This window comes from uncultured Sulfitobacter sp., from assembly GCF_947500075.1.
Lineage (GTDB): Bacteria > Pseudomonadota > Alphaproteobacteria > Rhodobacterales > Rhodobacteraceae > Sulfitobacter.
In genome coordinates this window covers 577,116-602,988 of sequence record NZ_CANMQS010000003.1, presented here as the reverse complement: position 1 = coordinate 602,988, position 25,873 = coordinate 577,116, and the positions used below count along the sequence as shown (strand labels likewise).

Annotated in this window: 15 protein-coding genes and 3 pseudogenes; 6 read left to right on the top strand and 12 right to left on the bottom strand. The window is 53.7% G+C overall.

All coding sequences use genetic code 11. From position 1 onward, the window contains the following. The first annotated feature begins 852 nt into the window (after positions 1 to 852). Positions 853 to 1,623, top strand: coding sequence for a DUF2272 domain-containing protein (locus Q1A91_RS12785; protein WP_299877697.1), 771 nt, complete (start codon positions 853 to 855; stop codon positions 1,621 to 1,623). A 379-nt stretch (positions 1,624 to 2,002) separates the two neighbouring features. Here the strand turns inward: Q1A91_RS12785 and Q1A91_RS12780 are convergent, their stop codons facing one another. The 5 genes from Q1A91_RS12780 to Q1A91_RS12760 form a co-directional block, all read right to left on the bottom strand. Next, on the bottom strand, positions 2,003 to 2,905 hold the full coding sequence (locus Q1A91_RS12780) for a hypothetical protein (RefSeq protein WP_299877692.1): 903 nt from the start codon (positions 2,903 to 2,905) through the stop codon (positions 2,003 to 2,005). Next, positions 2,902 to 3,483 (bottom strand): hypothetical protein, encoded by a 582-nt coding sequence (locus tag Q1A91_RS12775; protein WP_299877689.1) that lies wholly within the window; start codon positions 3,481 to 3,483, stop codon positions 2,902 to 2,904. Before Q1A91_RS12775 ends, Q1A91_RS12780 begins: the two co-directional genes overlap by 4 nt. Positions 3,484 to 3,522: 39 nt before the next feature. Further along, a complete protein-coding gene (locus Q1A91_RS12770; protein ID WP_299877686.1) occupies positions 3,523 to 3,861 on the bottom strand; it encodes a hypothetical protein in 339 nt (112 codons plus the stop codon). 17 nt (positions 3,862 to 3,878) lie between these two features. After that, positions 3,879 to 4,322, bottom strand: coding sequence for a hypothetical protein (locus tag Q1A91_RS12765; protein WP_299877683.1), 444 nt, complete (start codon positions 4,320 to 4,322; stop codon positions 3,879 to 3,881). A gap of 1,101 nt (positions 4,323 to 5,423) precedes the next feature. Continuing rightward, positions 5,424 to 7,592 carry a hypothetical protein gene (locus tag Q1A91_RS12760; protein ID WP_299877681.1) on the bottom strand — a complete coding sequence of 723 codons (2,169 nt, stop codon included), beginning with the start codon at positions 7,590 to 7,592 and terminating at the stop codon, positions 5,424 to 5,426. Between the two features lie 148 nt (positions 7,593 to 7,740). Between Q1A91_RS12760 and Q1A91_RS12755 the strand changes: the two genes are divergently transcribed. Further along, a complete protein-coding gene (locus tag Q1A91_RS12755) occupies positions 7,741 to 14,082 on the top strand; it encodes an SIR2 family protein (protein WP_299877678.1) in 6,342 nt (2,113 codons plus the stop codon). Here Q1A91_RS12755 and Q1A91_RS12750 read toward each other — a convergent pair. Further along, positions 14,079 to 14,390, bottom strand: coding sequence for a hypothetical protein (locus Q1A91_RS12750; protein WP_299877773.1), 312 nt, complete (start codon positions 14,388 to 14,390; stop codon positions 14,079 to 14,081). The genes Q1A91_RS12755 and Q1A91_RS12750 overlap by 4 nt on opposite strands. Here Q1A91_RS12750 and Q1A91_RS12745 point away from each other — a divergent pair. Further along, positions 14,271 to 15,188, top strand: a pseudogene (locus Q1A91_RS12745) (IS110 family transposase). The gene Q1A91_RS12750 and the pseudogene Q1A91_RS12745 overlap by 120 nt on opposite strands. Positions 15,189 to 15,551: 363 nt before the next feature. Here the strand turns inward: Q1A91_RS12745 and Q1A91_RS12740 are convergent. The 6 genes and pseudogenes from Q1A91_RS12740 to Q1A91_RS12715 all read right to left on the bottom strand — a co-directional run bounded on the left by Q1A91_RS12740 (position 15,552) and on the right by Q1A91_RS12715 (position 22,191). Continuing rightward, complete coding sequence (locus Q1A91_RS12740) at positions 15,552 to 16,973, bottom strand: hypothetical protein (RefSeq protein ID WP_299877675.1); 1,422 nt, start codon at positions 16,971 to 16,973, stop codon at positions 15,552 to 15,554. After that, on the bottom strand, positions 16,954 to 17,889 hold the full coding sequence (locus Q1A91_RS12735; RefSeq protein ID WP_299877672.1) for a hypothetical protein: 936 nt from the start codon (positions 17,887 to 17,889) through the stop codon (positions 16,954 to 16,956). Before Q1A91_RS12735 ends, Q1A91_RS12740 begins: the two co-directional genes overlap by 20 nt. A gap of 718 nt (positions 17,890 to 18,607) precedes the next feature. Further along, positions 18,608 to 20,066, bottom strand: a pseudogene (locus tag Q1A91_RS12730) (IS1182 family transposase). A 367-nt stretch (positions 20,067 to 20,433) separates the two neighbouring features. Continuing rightward, positions 20,434 to 21,448, bottom strand: a pseudogene (locus Q1A91_RS12725) (IS110 family transposase). Between the two features lie 105 nt (positions 21,449 to 21,553). After that, entirely contained in the window at positions 21,554 to 21,820 is a 267-nt protein-coding gene (locus tag Q1A91_RS12720) for a hypothetical protein (RefSeq protein WP_299877669.1), read from the bottom strand. A 182-nt stretch (positions 21,821 to 22,002) separates the two neighbouring features. Next, positions 22,003 to 22,191: an AlpA family transcriptional regulator gene (locus Q1A91_RS12715; protein ID WP_299877771.1), complete on the bottom strand. Its 189-nt coding sequence runs from the start codon at positions 22,189 to 22,191 to the stop codon at positions 22,003 to 22,005. 628 nt (positions 22,192 to 22,819) lie between these two features. Between Q1A91_RS12715 and Q1A91_RS12710 the strand changes: the two genes are divergently transcribed. Genes Q1A91_RS12710 through Q1A91_RS12700 form a run of 3 tightly spaced genes read left to right on the top strand, consistent with a single transcriptional unit; the run spans position 22,820 to position 25,870 of the window. Next, positions 22,820 to 23,500, top strand: a complete 681-nt coding sequence (locus Q1A91_RS12710; protein ID WP_367278675.1) for a sigma-70 family RNA polymerase sigma factor — start codon at positions 22,820 to 22,822, stop codon at positions 23,498 to 23,500. Continuing rightward, positions 23,501 to 25,192 carry a hypothetical protein gene (locus Q1A91_RS12705; protein ID WP_299877666.1) on the top strand — a complete coding sequence of 564 codons (1,692 nt, stop codon included), beginning with the start codon at positions 23,501 to 23,503 and terminating at the stop codon, positions 25,190 to 25,192. Positions 25,193 to 25,204: 12 nt separating this feature from the next. Next, positions 25,205 to 25,870 (top strand): flagellar hook capping FlgD N-terminal domain-containing protein, encoded by a 666-nt coding sequence (locus tag Q1A91_RS12700; protein ID WP_299877663.1) that lies wholly within the window; start codon positions 25,205 to 25,207, stop codon positions 25,868 to 25,870. Positions 25,871 to 25,873: the final 3 nt, after the last annotated feature.

The window sequence follows — 25,873 nt, the reverse complement described above, 5'->3', positions numbered from 1 at the left end:
GAAACCATTGTCCAGATGGACCAAAGGCCGATCATGCACTAACAATCAAATTGGACCACTCAAGTGGGGCTGATCAGTTCCAAGTTTGCGTTACTGCTCAAGGAAAACACAGCCTATGGGTTTCGGCGGAACCTGTACGGTCTGAAATCTGCAGGCTTTGCATTGCTAGTCGGGTGCTTTTGTTTTGTGGCATACAATTCGCGTGACGTTCTTCTCTCGGGGGAACTTCCAAAGCCGCCCGCGATCTACCTGTTGATTGCTTATCTCGTGTCTGGAGGTTTGTGGCTGACTTTGGTCACAGCGAGCAGTGTAAGGGACGCGGCAGATGAATATGCGAGGCAACTGCTCACTAGCCTTGAAGTGCTTTAGCACCGTCAATTTGGAGATTCCCGGTTTGATGGACGGTTAGGAGCATTTAGATTGTAACGCTTCAGTGGCAATCCATAGTTTTTGCGCTTTCGGCGAAATTCCGGTCTGACGGGCCGCACTGCAACAAAAGTGATCAATGTCGAACGACTGCAACGGGCCGCTCGTGCAGCCAGCCAAAGCTAAGACTGACCAGATGCTACGCCGCATCCCATGGCCGGAGTGAGCCCCAAAGTTCCGGATGCTGCGGTTCGCACAAATGGCCGCATATCAAGGCACAGTAAACACATGAAAGAATCAATGTCGGTTCTGTCAAGAATTTGTGTCACATGTATCTTCGATGGATTTGGCGAGCAGGCTATCAGTGAAAAGACAACCGTTTAAGTCACAGGATTAGTAGCTTCTTTTATTTGGCCGATAATTCAATCGTAACATAAATCGAAAAAAGTGCTATAATTCACAAATATTTATCTTTAGGAGAGAATTATGACATTTAGAGCAATTGATTCAAAAGTTTACGGAGCAAATGTACGAAGTGCGCCAAGCTTCGGCGACAACATTGCAGGTTATCTAAATCAATGTGATTCCGTAGAAATTGTTGGTCCGAAGCAAGGTGATCGCTGGATGCCGTGTAAGGCTGAAGGCCACACAGACGAAGTTTTTGTCTCTGAAAACGTTCTCCGCAACCAGGTCTCCGAACCCAAGGAGCGACTAGTTAGAGAATGTGTTAAGCAGTGGCTACGTTTCGATAAAGAAGCAGGAAAAGAGCACATTAGTCCTTACCATAACTATGTCGGTGAATTCTGGGATAGCATCAATCTCGGCCATCTCGATGGCACCGACAGAGACACTCCGTGGTCAGCAGCATTCATTTCATTTTGCGTAAGAGCTGCGGGGGGCTATGACGGGTTTAGATATGCTGCCGCACATTCGAAATATACCCACCAAGCAATTCGCAGCAAACTAGATAACGAAAGTGGTCCGTTTTGGGGATACAAAATTTCCGACCACAAACCTCAGATAGGTGACATGGTGTGTAGACGGAGAACTTCCGCTAACATCACATATGATTTCGCATCCACACATGATGCCTTTAAAAGTCATTGTGATATTGTAATCAGCATCAGAGATGATCACGTTTCCACTATTGGCGGCAACATCAGCCATACCGTTGCAAGAGTGAACTACCCAATTGATGCAAGCGGGCACCTCTCAGACTCCGGTCGAGTATACGCAGTGATGAAGAATATGCTTTGAAAACAATCCTCTTGGTCACATCAGCTCTCATTTTGACCACTGCAGCAGTGTTCCAGTTCGTCTTAGCTCGGCCTGTGTATGTTGACGTTAGCGGACTGGATGATGCATGTGGTGCGGTTGCCATTATCACCAAAGAGCAATCCGTGCTCCTTAATCGTCCAAGCAGGTTTTCACGATCTCTTGGTGAACTGGAAGTAGGGTTGGCTGTGTCACTGTGCAGCGAAGTAAAAGAATGGTATGGGATCGTGGTCCACCAGAATGGTGTCGATTGCCTTAATGGAGCTTCAGGGGGAAAATACCCTGGCCCATGCTCTTTTGGCTGGGTTCACAATAGCAACGTTGAGTTTCTCGCTGGATAGCTATATGTGACAATTGGCATTCAGGTCGGATTGATCTGCCCGCCCAAAAGCTGTTGCCGCACTTGGCACGGGTAAGGAGGTGCTGTGTTGGTTGCCCAGCATTGCACCGGAAGGCAAACCTTCTCTAGATTTTCTAGAGTACCAACGTTTTTCGTAAGGACGTAGTAGGACAGAAAATCACGGCGGCAGGTATTGTGGGAGAAGCTTTTGTAGCGTTCCCACAGCCCATTGTTCAAACGATCGCCCGCCTCAATAATTTGCTCGCAGAATAGGTTGCGAAACCCTTCGATCTCAGGAAACATCCCGGAACATGTGACGTTCCGGTTGCAAATACCGTCTGCAACACAGTTCAGAATCTCCACATGCGATGCCACAATCTTGGTAAAAGCATCAGCCGCTCCGTCTTCCTCGATACTCGCATTAATATACGCACGTGCTGCCTCCAACTTTTTCTGTGTCGGCTCGGATGCGGATTCCGCGAGCTCTTCGAACCCATCTGTCGTAAGTGCCCAACTAGCCCCAAGAAGATTCCTTGCAGAAACAGTCTCTTGATTCGCAAATTTATATTGATCTATCAAGCGCTTCGCTTCGATCTCACCATCATCAACGGTTAGACTCGCCGGAGTGAAGAAGTAAAGGATGACAAATACAGCGAACGCAGCAGCCGCCTTGATATACCCGGTACGAAATATCGGAAACTGAACTTGGAGGTGTCCTGTGAGTGCAACTGCAAAGCCAGCGCCTCCAAGAGCAATAACTATTCTATAGATGACAAACTGGGTAGGTGTTGGGTCCTCTCCGAAGGCCACAATGCCAAGGATGAGGAGTAAGAATACTGAACCCACGATAAAGGGCCAAAGAAGAGATATTCCTTCCGGCCTTGTAGGATCATCAATCGGATCAGGGTTATCAACCATCTTCATTCTGTCCCTTCAGTACAGCAGCCGCACATCTGACAGAAGTTTGGAAAGAACGTATCCTTAGGGCCACCCCCCGTGACCGAAAAAATGTCACCCGCTTCATCCTTGTAAGGTTCCCAAAGCAACCTTTGACCAATACCAGACAGTTCCTGATGTGTTTCCGCATTTGATGAGCGTAAAAACAGATACAGATAGTCACTTTCTAAGCCTGACAAATCACCATAAGAATGAGGTATCCGTTCCTTCGGAATTTTGATGGTCATTGTGTTACCATGATCAGCGGTTGGGCACGAGGCAAGCCCGATATCACTCATGCTCTTTGCAGAAACAGCAAGGGCTGCATCAGACGCAGATATATCGTTACACCAAACCGAAACCGCACGATCTGAAGTGTCGGTATATGCCCGAACTGCCTCCGTCCAATCCATGTCTTGTCCGAAGTTCGCAAACTGCCCTGTATTCAATTGAATGTCTGACGTTGGAAACACAACAAAATTGGTGCTATCCTGGGCAGCAATCACGCTGGGATACGCCAGGCTTAAAATTTGCAAACTAATATAGCGTAGAAGGTTTCTATGCATTGTTGTTCTCCTAGGTACTTCCTCTGACAATCTAAAGGATCAAATCCCGATTGCGTCGAACGCCGAACTCACAAATAAGCTGATCAATCCTGTTCGAAATCTCTCAAGTCGCGCTTGAGATACACCAATCGCTTTCAAAGCATGCATCTTGGCCAATTCTTTCTGCCCGCCGACCAAGTATTCAAAATCGTCCTTGGTGATTTTTCCTTGAGCAAGCGCGTCACCCCAACGACGAAGCGCGTCTTCGCTGTCCTTCAAGAACGCCTTAGCATCTGCTTCGGCTTGGTCTAGCGCTTCTTGCACTGTGTTCTTTGCGAGCGTCTTCAAGCCATCTTGAACCGCTTCAATGAAATCTTCCCAACTTCCTGATAATGACATCTCTCTATTCCTTAAAATTAGTTCTCACAAACGGAAACCTCTCGCTTATTAACTTCAACACAAATGATAGTGTCGAATGCTTCTCCTACCTGGGCGGCAACCTCTTCTCTAAAGAACGGGCCAAGCTGTCCAGAGCGACGCCAACGGTTAGCAAATCCTCCCAGTAGGTTCCCATCCGGGTTACGCAGAATATCCCATTGTTTCGAAACTACATCATTCTTTGGCAACCCATCCGCGTACTCATAAGCGGCATCAACATCAACTAAGAGCTTCTCCAACGCTGCTCGATGCGTGCTGTAAGGTTCTCCAGACTTGGTAATCAGCGCCAAACTTTGAGCTTTCAGCGTTGTAGCATTCTTATAAGCTTGTTCTTGGAATGGGCTAATTAGTGGGTCACAAGCAGCAAGGGTAACAAGCAGAGAAATTAGAATGGCGGCCCTTCTATAAAAAACGTACAGCATAAAGAATCCTCCGAATACTCGATCAGGATAGAACGAAATCCATTTCAACCAAGAAAGTTTCAGAACCTCACGTTGAACCTGTCACTCTCTCGTGCCGCTCCGATCACTCACTTATGCGGCATAACTCTCCCTTTTTGTTACACACTATGCTCCGAAAGGTAGTTTTGCCCCAAGGTTTTTGCCGCTGGCAGCAACGAACGTTTTTGCGACCCTCAATTTCCCGAAGCAGCCATTCAGTTGGCCGCAGCGAAATGGCGCATTGTGCCGCAGACTGTGAGTTCGACCGTAACTAAATCTTGCGTGCGCAGCGAGTGTTCGGAAAGGGGGCTGCGACTGCAGCATTGCGATATCGTGCCCAATATCAGCAAAGGACCGTCCAAGTTAGGGACTTTCGGTGCATTGCCTGAACATGCTGAGATCGTTCTAACGACGCCAGAGAGGCCAGACTAACCGATGTTGCATCGCGCTCGAAGGACTGCTTTTGTGGGCTTAGGAAAAACCGTTCGCGGCATTGCAAATCGGGCGCACCTAAGCGCCTTGGAACCCGAGTTGCCCGCCTGCGTCGAGCGGTTGGTGACGGCCTCAGAGGCCTCTGCGAAGGATTTGACCGCCTTGGAGGCATGCTGGACGGGCAGGATCGAGAAGGAACTTGCTGGCTTGAAAGACTGCTTGGCCTTGCTCATTGGTTCAGATGCCATCTTCGACCATCCGTTTGGAAACTGTCTCGCGCGAGACCCTGAAGCCATGATGCGTGGTCAGCATCTCAGAGGCCAAGGTAGGCACAATGTCGCATAGCTTTCTGGATTCTGAAGGGTCGTTGCGACGGATTCCGCTATCTCAGTTACATTAGTTCAGCATTGAATGCGCGTTAGACTTCGCCGCTAGATACGATGTGTTGCTCGACAACCATTCCTGCCTGATCGGTAGCCATCTGTGAACCAGCGTGCTGGGCGTTTTCCGACGGGTCACTGCATGTTCACTTCTGACAGTAGCGTTTGAGGTACCTGGGTCCGCATCTCGGAAAGAAGCATACGTCCGCGTGTGTCCGTTCCGCTGCATTTGTTACATCCCTTAACACGGGCCTTTATGCCTTGGACCTGATCAGACAGACTTGCCGTGAATTTCGGTAAGTATATCGATCGGAATATCCGACAGGCTCAGACTGTGCGTCTGGGCACTGGCTGCGATACCGCGGATCATTGTCTCGACTGACCGGGCCCCATGCTTCGGAGACCAACCCCAAAGTAACCAATTAACCAACTCTTTTGACACAGCGGCCGGTTTACCTTCGGGCGCGATGTCTGGTAGTAACTCCTCCATCTTGACACGGGTCAAGATCGCCCTGTGCAACAGCCGCACCACCTTGGCATTTCTCCCTACTCCGGTTACCCCATTTTCTGGGTCCGATATTCCTGACACATTCAGGTACCCGCTCAGCCTCGACACGAAGTCAGGGATTTTCGCCTGGACGGGATCAACCTTATCCTGCCCGGCGTATTGCTTGCCCTTGAAATCCGCAAAGTCCTGAAACGACTCTGCTGTCCCGCCTGCAAAGGCAAAAATTCCGCGTCCAACGGGGCGGATCTCATCACCGTCCCGATACTCACCATCCTGCATGGGTGACAGGAAATACTTCACCAGCCCGCAATTGGATGAATCGAATTCATCAAAGAAGCATAACGGTGTTTTGCCCTTAAGATTGGCATCCCGAATGTGTTGAAAGAACACTGGCAAGTCAGACTCGCGCGCTTGGCTGAGATTAATCTCAAGCACCGGATTGACGTCCTTGTCGACTAACTGTTTTACGCCAAAGGACTTGCCTGCGCCGGGCTGTCCAAAAATGGCAATCGACATTGGTTTGGACCGGGCAAAATCCTCATTATAATCGTTGATCAACGTCCGGATGCCGCGCAGCGCTTCGATCTCTTTCGCATTCAGCGTGCACAGCTTGCCGAACCGCCCGTGCGGAAGATCCTTCAACTGACCATCGATCCCACATTTCACAATAGCCTGCGCTATGTCCTTACAAATCTGCTCCAAAGACTTGTCCTTTGACGCGGCTTTGGCCTGCAGGCATTCGACCAACAGGTCAGGCCCGCTGGCTTGATCAAGCGCAATTGCGAGATAACTCGGTACCTCCGCCCCCAATTGCCCGTCTGGGGCCGCCTCAAGCTTGGTCAACGTATCACACCTGCCCGCGTCCTGCACGCGGCGCAAAGTTGGACTGCACAAATGAAACACATCTTTGTCGTCCGTCTTACAGTTATAGGCGGACTGGCCAAAGGCCCGCATCGTCATCATTGCCCGCTGGGTGGCTTCGGCCAAATTGTCCGATTTATGCATGTATTCCGCCGTAAAAGCCGACAAAAAGGCGTTCATATACCCGACCATCGAGCCCGGGAGGCTCTGTTCGGTCTGTCCTTCCTGTGCGGCGGGATCGCAAATCAGGTGCAGCGCCTGATCGGTATTATTCGCTTGCGGGGTAAACGCCACAGCGCCTTCGATCCCGAATAGAACAATGACGGACAGCCCCGGTCGCAGCAAATCGTTCAGGCCTGTGCCAACGGCCGCGTCGCGCAGATCCTGCACGACCATGTCCCATGATGGGCACCGCGCAATCGGGACCCCGTGCCTGCGCAGATCATCTGCCTGCACAACGACGATCTTGTCACCTTTCGTATCCTTACCGCAAAAGGCCTCCCAGGCAGCGCCTTTACAAAGCGGCAAATGCATTTTGAGAATCTTCGGGACCGAAGTCCCCTTCAGGGCCCTCTTCATAAAATCTGTCGCATCCCCACTTATACGAAGATTGTTGCCCGCATCACTGATAACCAGCATCTTGTGAGGAGGGATCTCAGGCGGGACGTCAAAACCGGAGATATCCAGCCGACCATTGGTTTTTCGATAGCCGAGGTTCTCCTCGATCCGCAGCTTCAGTTCGGCGGGATCATGACCGACCAGGGTAACCACCTTTTTCTTTGGCAACGCCGTCGCACCGTCCGCTTTGATGCTTGTCAGCCTGGCCAAGGACTGCAGCATGTCGCCTTGCGCAGCTACCGAGCGGACATTTAGCTCGATGCCCTGCATCATGCTATCTGCCATCGCGACACCGCCCTTCTCGTCGAAACGAAACCACTGGTTCTGGTTTTCCCAATCTAGCTCTTTCTCCTGCGCGCCGGTATTGCGACGGGGCAGATACAGCCTATCCTGGATCATGTCCCCAATCAGAAGGACGTCGCATTCATTTTCCGCATTACCATTAGATGCCATTTAATCATTTCCCCACAGACAATCGTCCCTAGGTTTTTTGATTTCTTGCGCGCTGACAAGAAATTTCTTTCCACAGGACGAAAAAAACCGGTATCCTAAGAGCAATTAGTAGTTGTATTTTGATTTCGGAATAAGTGGGGTCTTTTTTTTGACCAAGAAAACCTCTGACAGCGCCAATGCGGATCAGCATTTCTCTAAGGTGCGTGAACAGCTTCGGAATTGGCCGTATACAATTCACCAGATCGACGACACCCTTGATATCTCGTTGATCGAGGGGCGCGGAAAACAACTGCTGTTTCGTGCTATTCAGGCACGCAACCTATCTGCTTTTGCGGGGACAGGGCTATCGATCGGCTATGGCCGGTTGGGGTGGACTGAATGGGAACAAGAGCAACAGAAAATCGCGCGCGCAAACGCGCGTGCGTTTATTGATCTGGTTGACGTGGCGCTGAAGCGGATCGGGCGACTTCAGGAAATTGTCCGCCCGATAGAAGACCTCGATCTGCATGGCGAGACTCCGCAATATACCGATCTGCGTAATGATCTGCACCCGGACGAAAACGGGAAAGAACCCGAGCCCTTTGACGTCGGAACCCAAGCTGGCAAAAAAGAAAAATGGGGCCAACCCCATCGCCATAACGTCTGGCGCTGGCTGCGCAGCCGCCGCGCTGCGTTGCAATATGCCCGCCGTCAGATCACCGGATTGAACCAGACTTTCGTCCAAACCCAGGAAATCGATGGCAGCTTTCCTGGAGGTGAAGAAATGCCCGTCAAATTTGAGGTTGCGCAACAATTGCATCAAGAGCTTCAGCGCCATGTCGCTTTGTTCCTGCCCCCGCGAAAGCAGAAGGACGAAATTGGCAAGATCGAAGAAAAGGCATGGTTTGGTGCCCGGCAGACCAGCGAAAACGCCGCCCCTGAAGAAGCGTTGGAAGCACTTAGAGGTTATCTGAAAGACGAAGACCAAGACGAAAAATACACAACTGCTATTACTAATTTCGCAGATCGTATGGCCCGCCCCGAGGCCCGCTTCAACTTCGACACGCTGGCCAAAGTACTGTTAGTTGACGAATGCCCGCATGCACTACTGCTTCTGCGCAAAGGTATCTTTGGCGGCCGCGACCCTGATGACAAAGAGGCGTCCAAAGATACGGATCTGACGGATAGGTGGAATGCTTGGCGAGCGGTAGAGGAAGATGAGAAAAATCCGCTTGATGTCTTTAACCGCAGCAACCTCAAACGCGATATTGACGGCATACGCGAAAACAAAAAACGCTACCGCGTGCTGTCGCCATTCAAGATTGACGCGTTCAGGCAGCTTTTGGTCAAACTCCGTCCAAGCCTGAGAGAAGGCGAGCAACCAGAAGAAACCGATCCCTGGGTCAGCATCGACCGCTTCATGTACGACCATCTTACCGGCTATGTGGAAGAGACGCCGGGCCGGACTTACCTATCCCCCGCAATGCGTTTCGTCGTCACGGTGTTGCTTAGCCGTCTGGACAACCCAAGTCAGTGGCTGGCGGAAAACGGACATCTTGACCCCCCTCATCCGTCAGATTTCTCAAATAGGACGTCGATCATTGATCCCCGGTTCGACCCGATGCAACGAACCGTGGGTCAACTAGGTATCCGCCGATACGTGACGACCAACTATGATTTTGAGATCGAACGCTTCTTCATGGATGCGGGCTATCGGCACTTCAAGACCTCGGACGCCGCGGCCAATGGTCGGGACATCGACGGCCGACGGGATGATTTCCGCACCGACGATATCGGTGGCATCTTGCGCGATCAGACGTTTGAACAGGATACCGCCGCCGACATGGTCACCTTTGCTATCGGTGACGATAACCAGGACGCGGCCGTTTATCACCTTCACGGTCGTGCCAGCAAGAATGGCAAGCTGGTGATTACGGAACGCGACTACATGGAGCTTTACCTGTCGTCGGGCCCAAACCGCGCCACGGCAGATGAAGGTATCTCGCTCATTTTTTCCGGTGCACCGCTGATTTTCCTTGGGTTAGGCATGAAAGAAACCGACCTGCTGCGGCCCCTGCGGCAGTTCATCTCGAATCGGGATCGGACGATAGGTTACACGTCCATCGCGCTCTTGCCTGCCGACGGCGGCATCGCAGCCCGCACCAAATTCGCCTCGGGGCTGTATCTGCGCTACGGTGTCCACACGATCTTTTATGGCAGCGGGCAGGTTACGCTGCGCGATCCTGACGCGGCTGAAACGCAGGGGCTTCCGCGCGGCATTGACTGGCTGCACCGGGTTTTGAAACTGACCTCAGTTCTGAAGGAAATTACGGAAGCCTACCTATCAGACGAAGACAAACTCGACGACGGACTGCGTGAAAAGAAGTTGTGGGACCGCCGCGAAATCATCGACCATATCGAAACTAAACTTGGGACCATCGAAGACGATTTAGCCGTCGACGGCTACCCTGCTGCGACGCCAGCCTTATGGGTCCTACTCGGGCTTCACTATCCGGTGGCGTCTACCGAACCCACCAGCAAAGAAGAAATAGAAAAGCTGTTGGCCCGGCGCAAAGCCGCTCTTGAAAGTTGTATAGATAGTTTAGGCAAGAACGCCGGGATTCAGCATTGCGAGTTTACGCCAACCAGACCGCGGCCCGATGGCAACCCGCATTCAGACACGGATACCCCCGTTTCAAGCAAGGACTTTCTTGAGGTCGAGATCCGCACGCTGACCGAGCTTTTGAAAATGACGCTCAAATTGCCCGAGACACGAAAGGGTTTCAGGGATAAAGGACTAAAACCTTGGCAGAACCGCGACCTGCGATCGCGCATCCTCTTCCTTGATGGGCTAAATGGCGCCATCCGCACCGGGGCCATGAACGCCGGTATCGAAGCCATCGTGCGTGAACAGCGTCAGTGGTGGAGTCGTTTCCAGCAAAGCCCGCCACACAGGCTGGCCCGTTTTCAGATGGACCTGATCGGCGATACCCACCCGACCCGTCGCTATATTCGCCACCGCGTGGACAGTGTCATTACCGATCTTGATCGGCTTAACACTGTGCCGGCTACGTTTGATGCCAAGCCGATCCGCCAAGCCAAGGAGCCTAAGCGGATCGACCGGGAAATCAGGACACGCATCCGCGCCTTTGATACGTTTATCGTCGCTGCAGATACACGGTTCGAAACGGTTGAGTTGGACACGTCACGGCGGCTTTTGATAACGGTAGCGGCCCATCGCGGCATCGGCAAGGGCACATTCCTTTCTGCCTTCTCCTCTGCGCGGGGGTTAGCACTATATCAACGCGCGGTCTGGCGGAACAGGGACCGGGTCAAGTTTGCCGGGGCAATCCATATAAATCTTAGTTTTTCGGCCGAAGTCGCATCCGTCCTCGATATGCTGATTGAAGCGATCCAAAAGGAAACCATTCACCAACAACGGGGCCCCTCATCGACTGAAGAGGACCAAGACTTTCGCGACGCATTGAAAGAAGTCAAGGAAACCGACAACTCGGTGTCGCGCATGACCCGTCTGAAACTTGCACTCAACCGGTTCCGCGATGCCACCCGCCCGGCCAGCCGATCACGCTGGCTGTGGCAGCATCCGCATCCACGGCTGCTGATTACACTCAATGCAACTGAATTGCTGTTCGATAGTCGGCGGCATGCCAAAAATATGGAACTCGAACATTTCATAGCTATCCTGACCGGGCCGGACCACGCCGATTGCCCGGTTGATATCGTTTTTGTCGGGTCCGAACGGGGCTTGGGTCACCCTTGGACATGCCCTCGGGATGAGGCGCGCGCGACCGGCCAGCCGCTGCATGTCCAACTCAACCGCCCTGATCTTCCAGCCGACGCAAGAGAGTTGATTGACCGCCGCCGGGATCAAAGCGGCATCACAATCGATGACGACCCGCCCAAACCGTCTGATAGAAGCAGACCATCCCACTTCATCCACTTTGCACGTCCGGTCAGCCCAACAGCGTTTTTGGTCGATAATTTCCCGACCTTGGCGACCGCACTGTTTTTGGCGGAACCCCCTGTGGTGAAGCCCCAACCGGAGGGTGTCGAAAACACCATCAAGAAAGCAAGGCAGATGTTCAACACGGTTGTGAAAGAGGCGGTGGTGGTCTCTGATGATCGGCTGAAGTCACTTTGGGCCAGTTCAGAAGTCCCGACACGCGATGATCTGCACTGCGCAAGAAACACGGTGCGTCATGCAGTATGCCTTAAAGAAGAGAACGAACCCAATACGCCAAGTTTTACAAAACCCTCAGAACGGTTGCGCAACGCTGCAGCCGACCTAGACAAGCACATCGTCGAAATATCTGATATCTGCAATCTTGAACTCAACAGCAGCGGCAAGATCAAGAAACTGCGCCACGCCCTCAGCGCGCGGGTCCGGTCAGAACCGCATCGCGAACAATGGAAAAACGTGCGCAGACGGCTCGGTGACAGCCGCTTTGCAATGACCATCCTGATCGCCTTGGCCGAACACAAGGTGGTGCACGCGCGTGACCCCGCCCAAGCGGGGACCGACGCTGGGCAGTTCATTCTCTCTACCGTCGAACAAGGAAGGAATTTTGGCCGTGTCCGGCATGACGAATTCCTGCTGGAAACTGTGCTATCGGGATATCGGACCTACCACAAAGTAGGCGACCCGGACAACGATTGCGACCTGCATCAGCTGATCCTACGCCATCTGGGTGCAGTCGGTACGCCGCTTGGCTCTGCCGTTCTGGTACGGTTGCCCGAAATACGCGACTACTTCGCCCGCATCAATATCGAACTGCCCTATTCGCGCCGACGGTTCCTTGTTCGGGCGCTGACAACGCTGGCCTATCGCGGTCTGGTGTTCCGCCTTGATCCGCACCCAAGGCTCAAGACGCTTCAGAAAGAGGAAGAAGCGAAAAAAGAAGCCCGGATCGAAGCGCTGCGAGCGGAGGCCCGTGATCTAAGCAGTCGTGGTTCGGAAGATGCCGCTAAAGAAAAAGAGACCAAGGCCAACGGAATCGAGAATAGCAAAGCTCCCTGGCCCGCCGACCGCGAACATCGCTACGCGCTCCATCGCCTTGTACAGCGCTTTGCCGTCAACAAATTAAACATCGGCGCAGAAAACCCCCTGCGGGCTAATTCGTTCTCGCCCACACTCCACGCCGCGATGCCATCCGCGGGGCCCAGCCTGTCATCGGAACCCTACAGCTTCCTGCGGAATCTTCTGCTAGGCCTCAGCCAGTACCCCGACATATCCAACCGCGACCAGAGTACGACACCTTGGCTGTTCACAACCGAGGAAAAAGAGGTGCGTGTTCAGGCGCTGCGCGCTGCCTTGTGTCTGGCCCGCACAAACCTCTCCGTAGCCATCGTATCGCGTCTCAGTGAAAATGAGTTTGCATCTGTCGGCCTTCAAAAACGCGGCTATCTGGAGACGTATAAGGTCCGGTTACGCTGGATCATCCGATTAGCGTGGGAGCTCATGGACAGCGATCAGTTAGGGAGGCGCTATCAACCGGATGCTGAATTCAAGCAGGTGAACTCGCTTTACCGCGATGAGATTGTTTGGATCTATAACGAGCTGGGGGTGGTGTCGCTTGCCCAGGGCGCATTGTCCGACGCTCTGGGGTTCCTGCGTCAGGCAGCCGAATTCAACGAACATATTGAAGGCCGCGCGCCAGGTGGGCCAAACTACAAACACATCAGCCTCAACCACGCCGTTGTCCAACTCGAAAGGGGCCGCCTGCAGTCGGCACGCACCCGGCTAGACGACATCGTCAAAGGGACCCAGGAACGTAAATGCGTTCTACATCAGACAGCCCAAGGCTATTTGTGCGTGCTTGACCATATTACCGGTCGGCACGAGGATCTGCAAAAGCGGTTCGAAACAGTCACGCACGCCCTGCAAGAGCTCCCTGCGCCCCGCGCTTCGGCGATCATCCTTAGCCACCGGGCGCGCTTCTTGATGCTGCGCGACTCCGACGGCGCACGCGAAGCAATCAACCGTGCCGCCGTTCTTGCGGAAACCGGCGGCCATGAAGATATCCGCCACCATTGCAATCTCATTGAAACCCGTATCACGCATTCGCGCGCAGACCATGGGGAACGCATCATTCAAGACCGGTCGCTGTCGGTTCTGCGCGATGTCGACAGCTATGCGGAACGCATGTCGATCTGGAGCCTGCAATGCGAAGGCCTTATGCATCGGGCGGCCTTGTTGTTGGAAGAGGGCGAGACAACCACCGCCGGGCGGCTTCTGATGCGCGCGATCGCAATCGCAAGGCGCCATTCGATGGGGCTGAGGCTCAACCGTGCGATGACACTTTATGCCATGACGCTGCTACGGCGCGGCGACCGGCGCGGGGCAGCACGGCTGGCCACCGCTTCGCTTGATCGGGCGAAAGCCTATGGCTACAACCTCGAAACCTCGCGCGCGCAACAAATCCTGACCGAAAGCGAATCCGAAAACGCGACGCTCAGCAATCTGGCCGAGCCGCGAAACATCTTGTTCTAGGACGTTTTTGGCAGCACCTCGGCAGCGCCATATGCCTCAGTTTCTTGAGGATATTGGACTAATGGGATGAACGGCCTTCCCGCCAAACCGCAGCTATTGTTGCGGGCATAGGTGGAGAGAGGAGCATTCTGAAGGATATCGAAGTTTTGGGTATTGACCTGAGCAAGACTGTTTGCAGCCTTGCGGGATTGGATGCGAATGGCGGAGTTGTATTTCGCAAGCGGCTTCAGCGGTATCGGTTGCTGAACTTCCTTGGCAGCCTGCCGACCTGCGTTGTGGCGATTGAGGCTTGTGGAGTTGCGCATCATATCGGTCGTTTTTTGCCTTGAGCTTGGACACGAACCGCGGCTGATGTCACCGCTTTATGTTCGGCCCTACGTCAAGGTCCACAAGAACGACGACCGTGATGCGGAAGCGATCGCCGAGGGGCGACACGCCCGACAATGTCGTTTGTCGCGATCAAATCGGAAGAGCAGCTCGATCTTCAAGCCCTGCACCGCGCCCGTTAGCGGCTGGTGACCGAGAGGACGCGCCTCATCAATCAGGCGCGGGGTTTCCTCATGGAGCGCGTAATTCGGGTCAGGACGGGTCGCCACGTCTTCCAGAAAGAATTGGCGAGATTGGCTGCAGAAGGCACCGCCGATTTGTCGCACCGTATCCTATTGATGTTGTCGGACATGGCAGCAGAACTGGCCACGATCAACGGTCGGGTCGAAGTGATCGACGCCGAGATCAAGGCTCTGGCCAAAGCAGACGCTGACATGCAGCGATTGATGGAAATCCCCGGTGTGGGTCCGACCATTGCCAGCGCGCTTGTGGCCGCCGTTGGGACCGGCAGCAGCTTTGCCAAGGGGCGCGATCTTGCCGCATGGCTTGGCCTGGTGCCACAGCAGATCACCACAGGTGGAAAAGCAAAGCTAGTCGGCATCTCGAAGCACGGCAATCGTTACCTGCGCAAGCTGTTCATCCGTGGGGCGCAGACGGTTCTGCATCTCGTGCGCGACAGGTCGTCACCGATCACGCGATGGGCGGACGGGCTGAAAGAGCGGGCACATGTGAATGTGGCTGCCGTGGCAATGGCCAACAAGATGGCGCGGATCGCCTGAGCGGTTCTGACGAAGGGCGAGCGATATCGCCCCAACGCGCTTGTCGGCACGTAGACGCACTGGGATGTGACGAGAAATATAGGAATCTGCGAGCGAGGAGAAGATGGACCAACGACCAAACGGCGTCTTGTCAGTCTGACGGGGAGCAGGTCACCACCAAGACGCCGGAAAATGTGAAGCAGCCCATCGCGGTATCTAAACTAAGAATTTAAGCCGCACGTTAAAACTGCCAGAACAGCAAACTTGAGCTTTCGCTGACTAGCCCTTATTCTATCCTAAGGACATCGATGCTTCGTACACATAGATCAAACATTGCTGGGCTGTTCTGGTATACCTCCAAAACGACTGACCTTTTCTAGTTTACTATATTTGAGGCCTAATCAGATAGGCTTCCTCTAACTCACCAAACTCCCTGATTAAGTCTCTCAAACGACGCGCTTCAGTGAAATTCAGCCAATTTCCAACAAAGATGTATCCACTGTTTTTTGATGTTTCTTGGACACCTAGATATGATGGATCAGGTACTATCGCTGAACCGTCGATATCTAGCGTGCAAGTACCGGTTTGATCTCCATTTACCAAGATAGATGTTGCATTAATTGACTCAACTGCACTCTTGGCAGTTTCAAGTAGTTCGCCCTTCGAAAGAAAAGAAAACCGAATATCCTCACCTCTAAAGTGCCCAAGTACAACGCGATAGTCTGAGTTTTTGAAACGTAGAAGTTGAGCTGAAAGGTCAAAGAGACTCTTGTGACCTTCAGGAGCACTGAGAACACGGCAAGTAAACAAGGACAGTTGAATTGGGTTGAAAAACCTTCGAACTTGCGAATTCTTGCGTTCGTTAGGCTCAAATGTGGCGGATTGACGCTCCGGCTTACAGGCAGGTGCTTCGGCCCTTGGTTGATTTGCGGTTTCAGATATCAGCGGTGTCACGAGAAAGTTGTGTACGTAGATATGATCGACTGCCTTTAACGAAGTGAACTGTTCGTCGACCGAGCTGTAGCTGGCGAGTGTTTCGAGGTCGAGTTCCCACTGAACGTCACCCACAATGTACTTCATCAATACAATTTGATAACGAAAATCCAAAGCAATGTTTCGGCTGTAGACGCCGCTAGCAAATTCCTTTTCAAAGAAATTAGAGAGTTCGGCTAGGTAGTCGATTGACAAGTTCAATTTCGACCGCACGCCAAACAGGCCGTCCGCTGTGATGTCTATTGCACGGACTTGCGTTGGCTGTAGAGGTACGCTGGCACCAAACGCATCCAGATCGGAGTACGCTAACTCTGATAAAAAGCTGGCTATGGTTAACTTGATCTGAGCGACATAAAATCTGTTAGGCGTATTCAGAGACTCGTTTATTGATATCAGCTTTTCCAGCGCTGAAACGACGTCAGGTGCATTTTCTCTTTGGGAGAACAAGATATGTCTAACTTCACCGTGAGCAGCAGCTACCGCTTCAGCAAGGGCGGGTTGCAGCTCAGCTTTTACGCCTCCGAGTTTTGCGAGTGCTTCCAAACTGCGGCGTTGATCGGTGCTTTTCCAAAACTGCTCCCGGGAAAGCACTTCGATTCCGTCTGCTATTTCTGTGAGTGGAGCGTTGGCGTCAGCGGCACGTTCTAACGCAAATACCAAATCTGTTATACTCTGTTGGCTAGCGCGGCACGTTGCATCACGTGATTTATCAACTTGCTGAATTGCTGTTGAGATGCTTTGAGCTTCAGCTTCGCTCGAAATTGCGAGCATGACGAAGACAACGAGGAGAAAACTACGTGCTTGAACAAACATCTGCGACCGCTTGCAAATTGAGTTCGGCTTGGATAAGTGGGCGGCCTTTTTCTTGGGTGGCATCGCTTTTCCCGTCCACAGTTAGGGTTAGAACTTTCGTGGATGATGGCTTCTGAGAAGGTTGATTACTGCCGCTGGTAGTGGATTTGTTATCATCCGCCATATGAAAGGTGATCCTGTCTCTGGCTGCAAAGACAACATGTGGGATCATGAAGACCACGAGATTTCCTTCATCGATTACAGGTTCGAGAATGATGTCTCTATCTGGATTTCCGACATGCCTAAACCTGTTCAAACGGTCTGCTTCACTGAGCAGAATCGCGGGCTGATCGTTTGGAACGAGATGGGTTTCTTGGTATGCTCTTATTGCAGACGTAATTGACGAAACACGATCAGGCACGCCAGCAATGGTCACGATTGGTTTTCTGGCTTGATCTAAACCAACGTGAAAACTCTGTTGATCACACTTGACGGATAGCTCTAGATCCCGTGGGTAGAACTCTGATACGTCCACTTCAAAATCAAACACTGTGGAACGCGCAATAAGCATGAACAGATAGAGCGCAGCGAGAGTTCCAACAAAGGCTATGCCCGCGATCTTTGCTCCGTACCGCTCAGCGAATACCTGGGTTAGCATCAGGGCCAGCCCAGTCCCGAAGAACAACAAGCCAAATAGACCGACTTGACTTCTAGCGCTTGCAACTGGGACTATGATATTGTCTAGGAAAGGTGTGTTTAGGAACTGTTGAGTTGAGACAAGGATGCCAACGACCATCATCGCAGCACCGGTGATGTAAGCTAATAATCTAATCATTTCACTTCCAGCAGCTGCATCGTGTCCAGCACCCCCACTGTCCGCAACAATATCCACTAACGCACGTAGAATTTGCCTGCAAAATAACCCTTTGGTGATCACTGATGTTACAAGTCATAGTGATGGATGCTGGCGACAGAAACGCCAGAAGTATCAAGGTAGATATTTTCATACCGCGTTCACTCCAAATAGCTTCAGCTTTAAGATGCAAGTATACAGCCAAAGGCTATCAATCCGCGAACAAAAAGCAATCGAGAGTTTTGCTTTTGCTTTCTGAGTTGCTTCTGGAATTTTTCTCAAGTTTATACGGCGTCTTAATAAGGACTCATAACCAATAGACGACTGTGCTTCCAGCGTGGTTGCCCAGGTAAATCCCTTCGGACATCATAGAGCGATAATTCAAAGGTCAACGCCTGACATGCAGCGCCCTTTTTGAGCCCTAAAGCAGCGCAGAAGCGGTCACTGGGCGAATTTACAGAAAGTCCGCGTTTTGATTGTCAGAACGCGATGTAGCGAAAGCGCGGTTTCGGTTCCGGACAAAGCGAAGCCCATGAATGACCGGAACGGCTACGGGCGCTGCGTTGCAACAACACATGCGCCGCGACTGCGAACAAATGCTGCGTCAGCGAGGGCGAAGAATCCTAGGTCTGCAAAGTCCGGAGGCTGTGTGGAAACTGTCTGGGATTACACCACTTCTCCTGGGTTAGGTTTTTTACGCGTGTTTCGCCGATTGATCTTTTATGACCGCTCGGTTTTGGGCTGAATGGCTTTCTTGGGGCATTCTAAGGCGATCTGGCCGCGCTGAGACGCTGTTTTCTGGTCAAGCCGTTGCTATTAAGGCCCTCATCGCGGCGATCAAGGCGGGGATACCCATGATCTTTATCACGCGGGTCATATTGTAGGCGAGGACATGTAAAGCCATCTCGGTGGCGACGTTTTTCAACCGCCTCATCTTGAAGTGCGTGGCACCCATCCAGGACTTGATCGTGCCGTAGGGATGCTCGACCGTCATGCTGCGCACGGCAAGTTGGGTGGGGTCCTTGTCCAACCGCTGCTGTGCGCGTTCCAGAACGTCTTCATGTTCCCATCTGCGGATGCGGCGATGCTTGCTGGTCGTGCATCTGTCTTTGATGACGCAGTCGGCACAGTTGCTCGATCAATAGACCCTGATGGCTTTACCATCCTGGGGGCCCGTGAACCGGTAGATCAGTGTCTCGCCAGCCGGGCAGATGTAGATGTCAGCCTCTGCATCATAGGCAAAGTCAGCTTTGTCGAACTGCCCCCGCGCAGCGGCATTCGAAGCTTGAGGCTTGGGGACAACGACGTCTATACCGGCTTCTTCGCATGCAAGGATTTCCTCGCTCTTGTAGTATCCCTTGTCCGCGATGGCCTCGATCCGATCCGCAGCCATCGCCTCGCGCGGCCACCGCCATCATCGACAAGGCGTCCCGGTCATAGCCATGCATCGTGACTTCATGGGCGACGATCAGGTGGTTCTCGGCTTCAACCGCTGTCTGCACATTGTAACCAACGACGCGCGGCATGCGCGGCGTCGTGGCCATGGATCGCGCGTCGGGATCGCTCAGCGACACCTGCGTCTCGCCGGTTTCATCCATGCGTTTCTCGATCGATCTGTAGCGCGCCGCTTCTTTGCGCAGATGTTCCAGCTTTCTCAGCGTGCGTTCCATTCGCGCCTCGGGCAACACCGTTCCGGTCTGTTCAAACACGTCATCTGCGCGATCCAACTCATTCAGATAACGCTCAATGGCCTTGTCGATCTCACCCAGCTTCTGGCGCAGCTTGCCGCGCGTGTAGTTCTTGGCCTTGGCGTTCACCGCCTTGAACCGGCTGCCATCAATGGCGACCAGATTTGCGTCCAGTAGATTGATGTCGCGGCATAGCGCGACAAACTGTTGGCAGACCTTCCGGATCGCCGGGCCGTTGTCCTTGCGGAAGTCAGCAATCGTCTTGAATTCCGGCTTCAAACGTCCCGTCAGCCAAATGAGTTCCAGGTTGCGACCGCATTCGCGCTCCAGTCGCCGTGATGACTGGATCTGGTTCAAATATCCGTAAACGTAAATGCGGAGCATCAACCCGGGATGATAACCGGGTCGCCCAGTCGCGGCGGGCGAGGATCGGAACCCTTGTCCAGCCAAATCGAGCATGTCGATGAACGCATCAATCGCGCACACGGGGCTGTCTTCGCCCACGTAATCTTCCAGACATTCAGGCAGCAGCATCGCCTGATGTCGATCCACGCCTTCGATAAACTGCCCCATGGAATGCCTCCGCATCGAATGCGGAAATCATACCATCTCTCAGGAAACAGCGGCAGTTTTCACACAGCCTCTCCGCGTTGCAGTCAACCAACGGCTCGACGATTTTGCTGTTTCGGCAGACATTTTGTTTGGATAGCTCCTGCATAGCAAGTCATTTTTGAAGTAATTTCGCACTGGTCAGAAGCAGACGTGTGTCCGGCCTGTTTGCGCGGCACTCGTAACCGCTGGCCCTGATGGTTTCCGCGACCAAGTCCCAAACGGCTTATCGGACAACAGAGTGTCCCAGACATTCGACGGGGTGTCTTGGTTGGCGGGCTGACTGTGCGCCATCAATTCAAAGGTCTTGCTGTCTCGGGTGTTCCTTTTGTTAGATTGTGTGAGGCCGATAGTATTCGTTCTTGGTCAGCACCGCCCAGACTATTCGTGCGGTCTTGTTCGCCATTGCGACGGTCGCCAGTCGAGCAGGCTTGCGCTCAAGAAGACCGATGGCCCATGGATCGACGCGGTCAGGGTTCACTTTCATTTGTCGCAATCGCGCCGTCATGCCGGTCACCAAAAGACGCCGGATGTAACAGTCGCCCGTTTTTGTAATCCGCCCTCATCTTACTTTTCCTCCGCGGGATAAGTTCAAGGGTGTCAAACCTAACCATGCCGCAAATTATCGGCCATTCTTGAACTGCTTAGCGTCGCCGACTGTGGCAACAATGGCTGAAGCGGTGACAGGCCCAACGCCTGGGATCGTGCGCAACAGCATAACGCGTTTGTCCAGTTTCGAATGAAGCCGCATGCGCATCTCATACCAACGGAACCGGAGATGCATTGCTACAAGTTGGTGGCTGAGTTGTCTCAGAACATCTACTGCGATCTGCGGTAGCGCGGGCTTCTCTCCTTCGAGAACACCTTTGGCGTATTTGACCGCAGTCCCAGTGCCTTGCGGAATGATGACACCAAACTCGGCGAGCAGGCTGCGAAGCATGTTGCTAAGCTGCGTTCGCTGCCTGACGATCAAATCGCGCGCACGATGCAGGAACAAGACGGCTTGCTGTTCCTCGGACTTGGGCGCAACAAACCGCATCGTCGGGCGTCGCACAGCTTCGCAGATCGCTTCGGCATCGGCAGCATCGGTCTTGCCGCGCTTCACATAGGGTTTGACATAGGCTGCTGGCATCAGCCGGACGTCATGGGCAAGTTCGCGCAATTTGCGTCCACAGTGATGGGATGATCCGCAAGCCTCCATGCCCACAACGCATCGCGGCAGCGTCTCGAAGAAGGCAAGCAACCTCGCGCACCTGATCTTCTTGTTAATGATCTTGCGTCCTGTAACCGAAAATCAGTTGAAAAACATCCTTGGCCAAATCCAGGCCTATGGTCTCTACTGTCATTGGGTGGCTCCTTTCCTAGCAGTCGATGACAACTGCACTTTGGCACGTTCGATACCGGTGGAGCAGGAGCCATCCACCTCATCCGGACTGGGCCGTCCTCCCCTCCTACTGTTTGAACGGGACGACGTTTGATCCGCCGTTTGCAAAAGCTACTGCGCCCTCTCTACGAATGGTGTTAAGCGCCTCTTCGAATGCCGCTCTGTCGTCTTCAAAGAGATCGTCCCAAACAATGGATGTTCCGTCTTCGGTCAGTACTTCTAGCGACCAACCGCCCCCCCCTTCCAGCTTGTAGATATCTACTTTGAATGGAACCCCATCCTCAACGATGCGCTGCGAGGCACCGGATATGACAAGGTTGGGTTCGGGTTTCATGTCAATACCTCGCTGATTTCAAAGATATGATAGAAGCATTGATCAGAGAAGCCAATGTCCACAACGCAGGCTGCTGTCGCAGCATCTTGTCTGGTTGATGAAAGGCAGCAATGGGCCGTCTCTGACGAAGTTGGGTGACCAGATAGTGCACACCTGATCACCCACGCTCCTTTTCAGGAGTGTCAGTTTGGTTGTTCACGTCGCGCAAGTCGTACTTCGAGCCAATCTAGCACTTCACGCTCCACCCAACCCACTCGGTTCGGGCCCAACTGTACCCGCTTAGGGAATAAGCCTGCCTTCTCCAGTCGAGCTATGTGTTGCGGTGAGTACAAGACCATCTCCTTGACCTGGCGTTTTGAAAGTAACCTCATCACGATCTCTCCTTGAATGAAGAGCATCGCGATGCTCGGGTTTAGACAAATCTCCCGAGAAGGTTGCATATTAGCTGCTTGGTCATGTGGATCAAGCCACCGATTGCGGGTGGCTGTGAGCACGCAGAGATTGAGCTGAGAGACTGGTTCTGGTATGTTCAGGTAAGGCGATAAGTGCTGATTTGATGAGTCCTTGTTCCGCACCCGAACCTCCAAACGCTACTGCCTTTGTGGGTATCAATGGGGGTATCGAGCAAAACCTCATGCGGCTTAAGAATTTGAAATCAAAGAATTAAGCCGCGCATGCCGGTCCTCTCCTGGCACCACAGTCGCTCTTTAAAGAGCGACAACCGTCTTCACCGAAAAGCACTGGGCGGCAGTCGTTCTGAAAGAACGATGGGAGCTTGGTAGATTTTAGGATGTTCCCCTTCGGTGCACCAATTTATCCAAACATATTCAATCAGCCCAGGCCGCACGCGGCCCTCGCGGAGGGCATATACGCCGGAACCGTCACCTGTCCTCAACGCTTGTGAACTTTAACCATGCGTTAATCAGAATAAACTTTGCCAATCCTTCGAAACATGATTCTTTAGCCGCAAAACAACGATAAAAAACGTTGGCAGGCAAAATGACAGTTACTTTTTCAGCAGCGCGTCAAGCGAAGCTGCTGGATCTCGATGATGAACGTATGCTCATCGAAAGATGGCAAAAGCGCAGGGATTCAGCTGCGCTTGAGACTCTCGTTTTGTCACATGCCCGGATGGCATTTCAGTTTGCACATCGGTTGGGCAAGGACAGGACAGAACAGGAAGAACTGGTTTCCGAAGGATTGCTGGCCTTGGTGCGTGCTGCTGACATGTTCGATCTGAAGCACGAGGTGCGGTTTTCGACCTATGCACGCTGGTGGGTCAAGAATGGCGCGATGAAAGCTCTGTCGAGCCTGCGTGCCGTCGTCGAAGTTCCCGCGGGCGCCCGGGCGGGCATGCCATGGCCCAAGACCCAGACCCTCGAAGAAGAAGACCTTCAGCGCGCCGGGATGGCGCAACTGAACCCCGAAGAACAACTGATCGAAAAATCCAGTCACGACGCCATGCGCAGTCGCGTCGCGTCGTCCATTGCGGGTCTCGATCCGATTGACCGTGAAGTGGTGTTGTGCCGGTCGATGAAGTCCCCGCCCGAAGACATCGCGGCCCTTGCAGGCAGGCTCGGCTTCACTGTCGAAAAACTGCGGCAGCTTGAACGACGCGCCATGATGCGGTTGCGCTATGGGTTGGTTGCGGGCGGTGCCCAGGCCAGCTGGGTCGAATAGATGCAGAACCTTCAAACACATCCTCTGCTGGACAGCATCAGCCCCAAGGCCGCCGCCGTGAACAAGACCGTACTGCAAGGTGAAGGCAGCGGCACGACGAAACGGTTCAATCAATTGCTCGATGCAGTGCAGGCCGCATCCTCAGAAGGGACGTCCCCAGCTGACACGACCGGTGCAGAGGGTGCAGCCGACCCCGCTACGCTCCAGCTTCTGACCGAAGAGCCTGTAACACCCGGCGTGGTGACAGGCGGAGAGGGAGCAGCGCAATCCATTGACCTCCAGGCCACACCTGCCACATCCAACACCCTGACCACGCTTGTAGCGATTGGGGAAAATGCCCCCGACGGACAGGTGAGCGCCGAAGGCTCAGCCGCTGCGATCCTCCAGCCCGCCGCCAACGCTGCGACCGATACGACACCTGCGCCACAGATCGTATCAGGATATTCCGGATCGTCCCCGGCACCTGTTGTTGACCAGCCTGCCACATCCCAATCGGCAGCCCTGCGCACATCGCCGGATACACAAACCGTTCTGCCTTCCGCAGCATCGCAAGCGCCATCAGCAAACGCACCGACAACCGCCGCGCCCGCGCAAGCCACGACGGCCGCTCACACCTTGGAACAGCAATCTGCTCAAGGCGTGACAGCCGCAAAAGACTCACTGGCCACGCCAACACAATCGTCGCCAACCACCGCTGCGAATGCCGTTGCCGCCGCAACCGGACAAGATCTCGCAACCCCCGGACAGCCAGCGCAGCAGAGCGCCAACACCTCATCCGCAGTGGCCGAGAAACTGCGGGCAGCCAACCTGACCCCCCAGGCCCAGACCACAACGCCACAGGCGGCTGTGACACTGGGGGCCGCCGCCCCTGTTGCGGCCCCTCTCCCCGATGGGCAGCGCCCGCAGGCCACCACCACCAAACCATCCACTGGCGTCATCCAGACTGCCGGACAAGCCACCACGGTCGACCAGCCAGTTCCCACCCTTCGCCCGGCGCAACCAAGTGAAGGTCAGCAAAACACTCTGCCCGGCGCACTGAACGCAACCGTCGCGACCGAGGCAGAGACGCCCACCGCACCCAAATCCGTCTGGCAAGCCACCCAGGATGCCCAGCCGACCTTCCTGACCAAACCAGACGCACCGGTTCTGACACATGCGCCGGAAGCCAGTGTTGTGAATGATCTGCAGGACACCCTGTCCCGCTTGCCGGCAGAGGCTCTTCAACCAGTATCAACCGCCAATAAAGACCTGACATCGGTGTCCCCGGTACAAGCCGCCGTCAGCAAAGCGCCGGTGTCAAAACCCTTTTCCGAAGCATTGATGATGCAGGTCAAGGCAGCGGAAGTGGTGGATGGCCGGACCTCAGTGCATCTGCACCCGCGCGGCCTTGGCAACATCGATGTTGAGATCATCGCCGGTGACAAGGACCTCGCCTCAAAGGTAATTGTGCGGGTGGAAAACCCGATGATCCTGCAACATCTTCGCGACGACCGGCATCTTTTGGCGCAGACGATTGGTGTCTCTGACGGCACTGTTTTCGAATTCCATGAACGCGGCGCTGAACAGCAGGGCGGCCAGTCAAACGGCGGGCAGACCGCATTCTCCGATACATCGCTGGAAGGGGCTGAGCCCGCAGCACCCGTTCAACACGCTGATATTCTCGCCGATGACCGCATCGACATTCTGACCTAGAAGGGACCGACCATGCTGACCAGCCCTGCCTTGCTGAACAACGCGACGGATCAAGTGACGGGTGCGAATTCCCTTTCGCAGTTGGGGGAGGATTATACCAATTTCCTCAATCTGTTGACGGCGCAGGTCAGCAATCAGGACCCGCTTGAACCCGTCGATGCCTCACAGTTTGTCACGCAGCTTGCCCAGCTTTCGCAGGTGGAACAGACCGTCCGCACAAACACCCAGCTTGAGACCCTGACCGCCCAGATCAGCGGCTTGCTGAACGTGGGTGGTACGGACCTGCTTGGCCGTTCGGTCTCTGTCAATTCAGACAAGCTGATGTTGGAGAACGGCACAGCGGCAACGTCATATGAATTGAGCAGTGCAGCACAGGACGTCACCGCGCGGGTGATTGACCCGCTCGGGCGTGTTGTGCGGACGGTGCAGGGACTTTCGGGGCAAAGTGGCGTTGAGACACCCCTGATCTGGGACGGTACTGATGATTTCGGCAACCCGATGCTCGCTGGTGAATACCAGATCCTGATCACGGCAACCGACGACAACGGTGATGCGATCCCTGTCAACACCTACCGCGACGCCACCGTGCAGGAAGTGCGGTTTCAGGAAGGCCAGTTGTTGTTCGAAGTGACCGGGGGCGAAACAGTGTCGTCAATCTCTGTCAAATCGGCAAGCTGACGG

What these genes read in the sequence shown, in the direction of transcription:
- Q1A91_RS12710 (WP_367278675.1), top strand. Translation starts at nt 22,820, where the DNA reads ATGACAGTTACTTTTTCAGCAGCGCGTCAAGCGAAGCTGCTGGATCTC.
- Q1A91_RS12775 (WP_299877689.1), bottom strand. Translation starts at nt 3,483, where the DNA reads ATGCATAGAAACCTTCTACGCTATATTAGTTTGCAAATTTTAAGCCTG.
- Q1A91_RS12785 (WP_299877697.1), top strand. Translation starts at nt 853, where the DNA reads ATGACATTTAGAGCAATTGATTCAAAAGTTTACGGAGCAAATGTACGA.
- Q1A91_RS12705 (WP_299877666.1), top strand. Translation starts at nt 23,501, where the DNA reads ATGCAGAACCTTCAAACACATCCTCTGCTGGACAGCATCAGCCCCAAG.
- Q1A91_RS12715 (WP_299877771.1), bottom strand. Translation starts at nt 22,191, where the DNA reads ATGAGGTTACTTTCAAAACGCCAGGTCAAGGAGATGGTCTTGTACTCA.
- Q1A91_RS12760 (WP_299877681.1), bottom strand. Translation starts at nt 7,592, where the DNA reads ATGGCATCTAATGGTAATGCGGAAAATGAATGCGACGTCCTTCTGATT.
- Q1A91_RS12700 (WP_299877663.1), top strand. Translation starts at nt 25,205, where the DNA reads ATGCTGACCAGCCCTGCCTTGCTGAACAACGCGACGGATCAAGTGACG.
- Q1A91_RS12750 (WP_299877773.1), bottom strand. Translation starts at nt 14,390, where the DNA reads ATGATGCGCAACTCCACAAGCCTCAATCGCCACAACGCAGGTCGGCAG.
- Q1A91_RS12720 (WP_299877669.1), bottom strand. Translation starts at nt 21,820, where the DNA reads ATGAAACCCGAACCCAACCTTGTCATATCCGGTGCCTCGCAGCGCATC.
- Q1A91_RS12780 (WP_299877692.1), bottom strand. Translation starts at nt 2,905, where the DNA reads ATGAAGATGGTTGATAACCCTGATCCGATTGATGATCCTACAAGGCCG.
- Q1A91_RS12740 (WP_299877675.1), bottom strand. Translation starts at nt 16,973, where the DNA reads ATGTTTGTTCAAGCACGTAGTTTTCTCCTCGTTGTCTTCGTCATGCTC.
- Q1A91_RS12765 (WP_299877683.1), bottom strand. Translation starts at nt 4,322, where the DNA reads ATGCTGTACGTTTTTTATAGAAGGGCCGCCATTCTAATTTCTCTGCTT.
- Q1A91_RS12770 (WP_299877686.1), bottom strand. Translation starts at nt 3,861, where the DNA reads ATGTCATTATCAGGAAGTTGGGAAGATTTCATTGAAGCGGTTCAAGAT.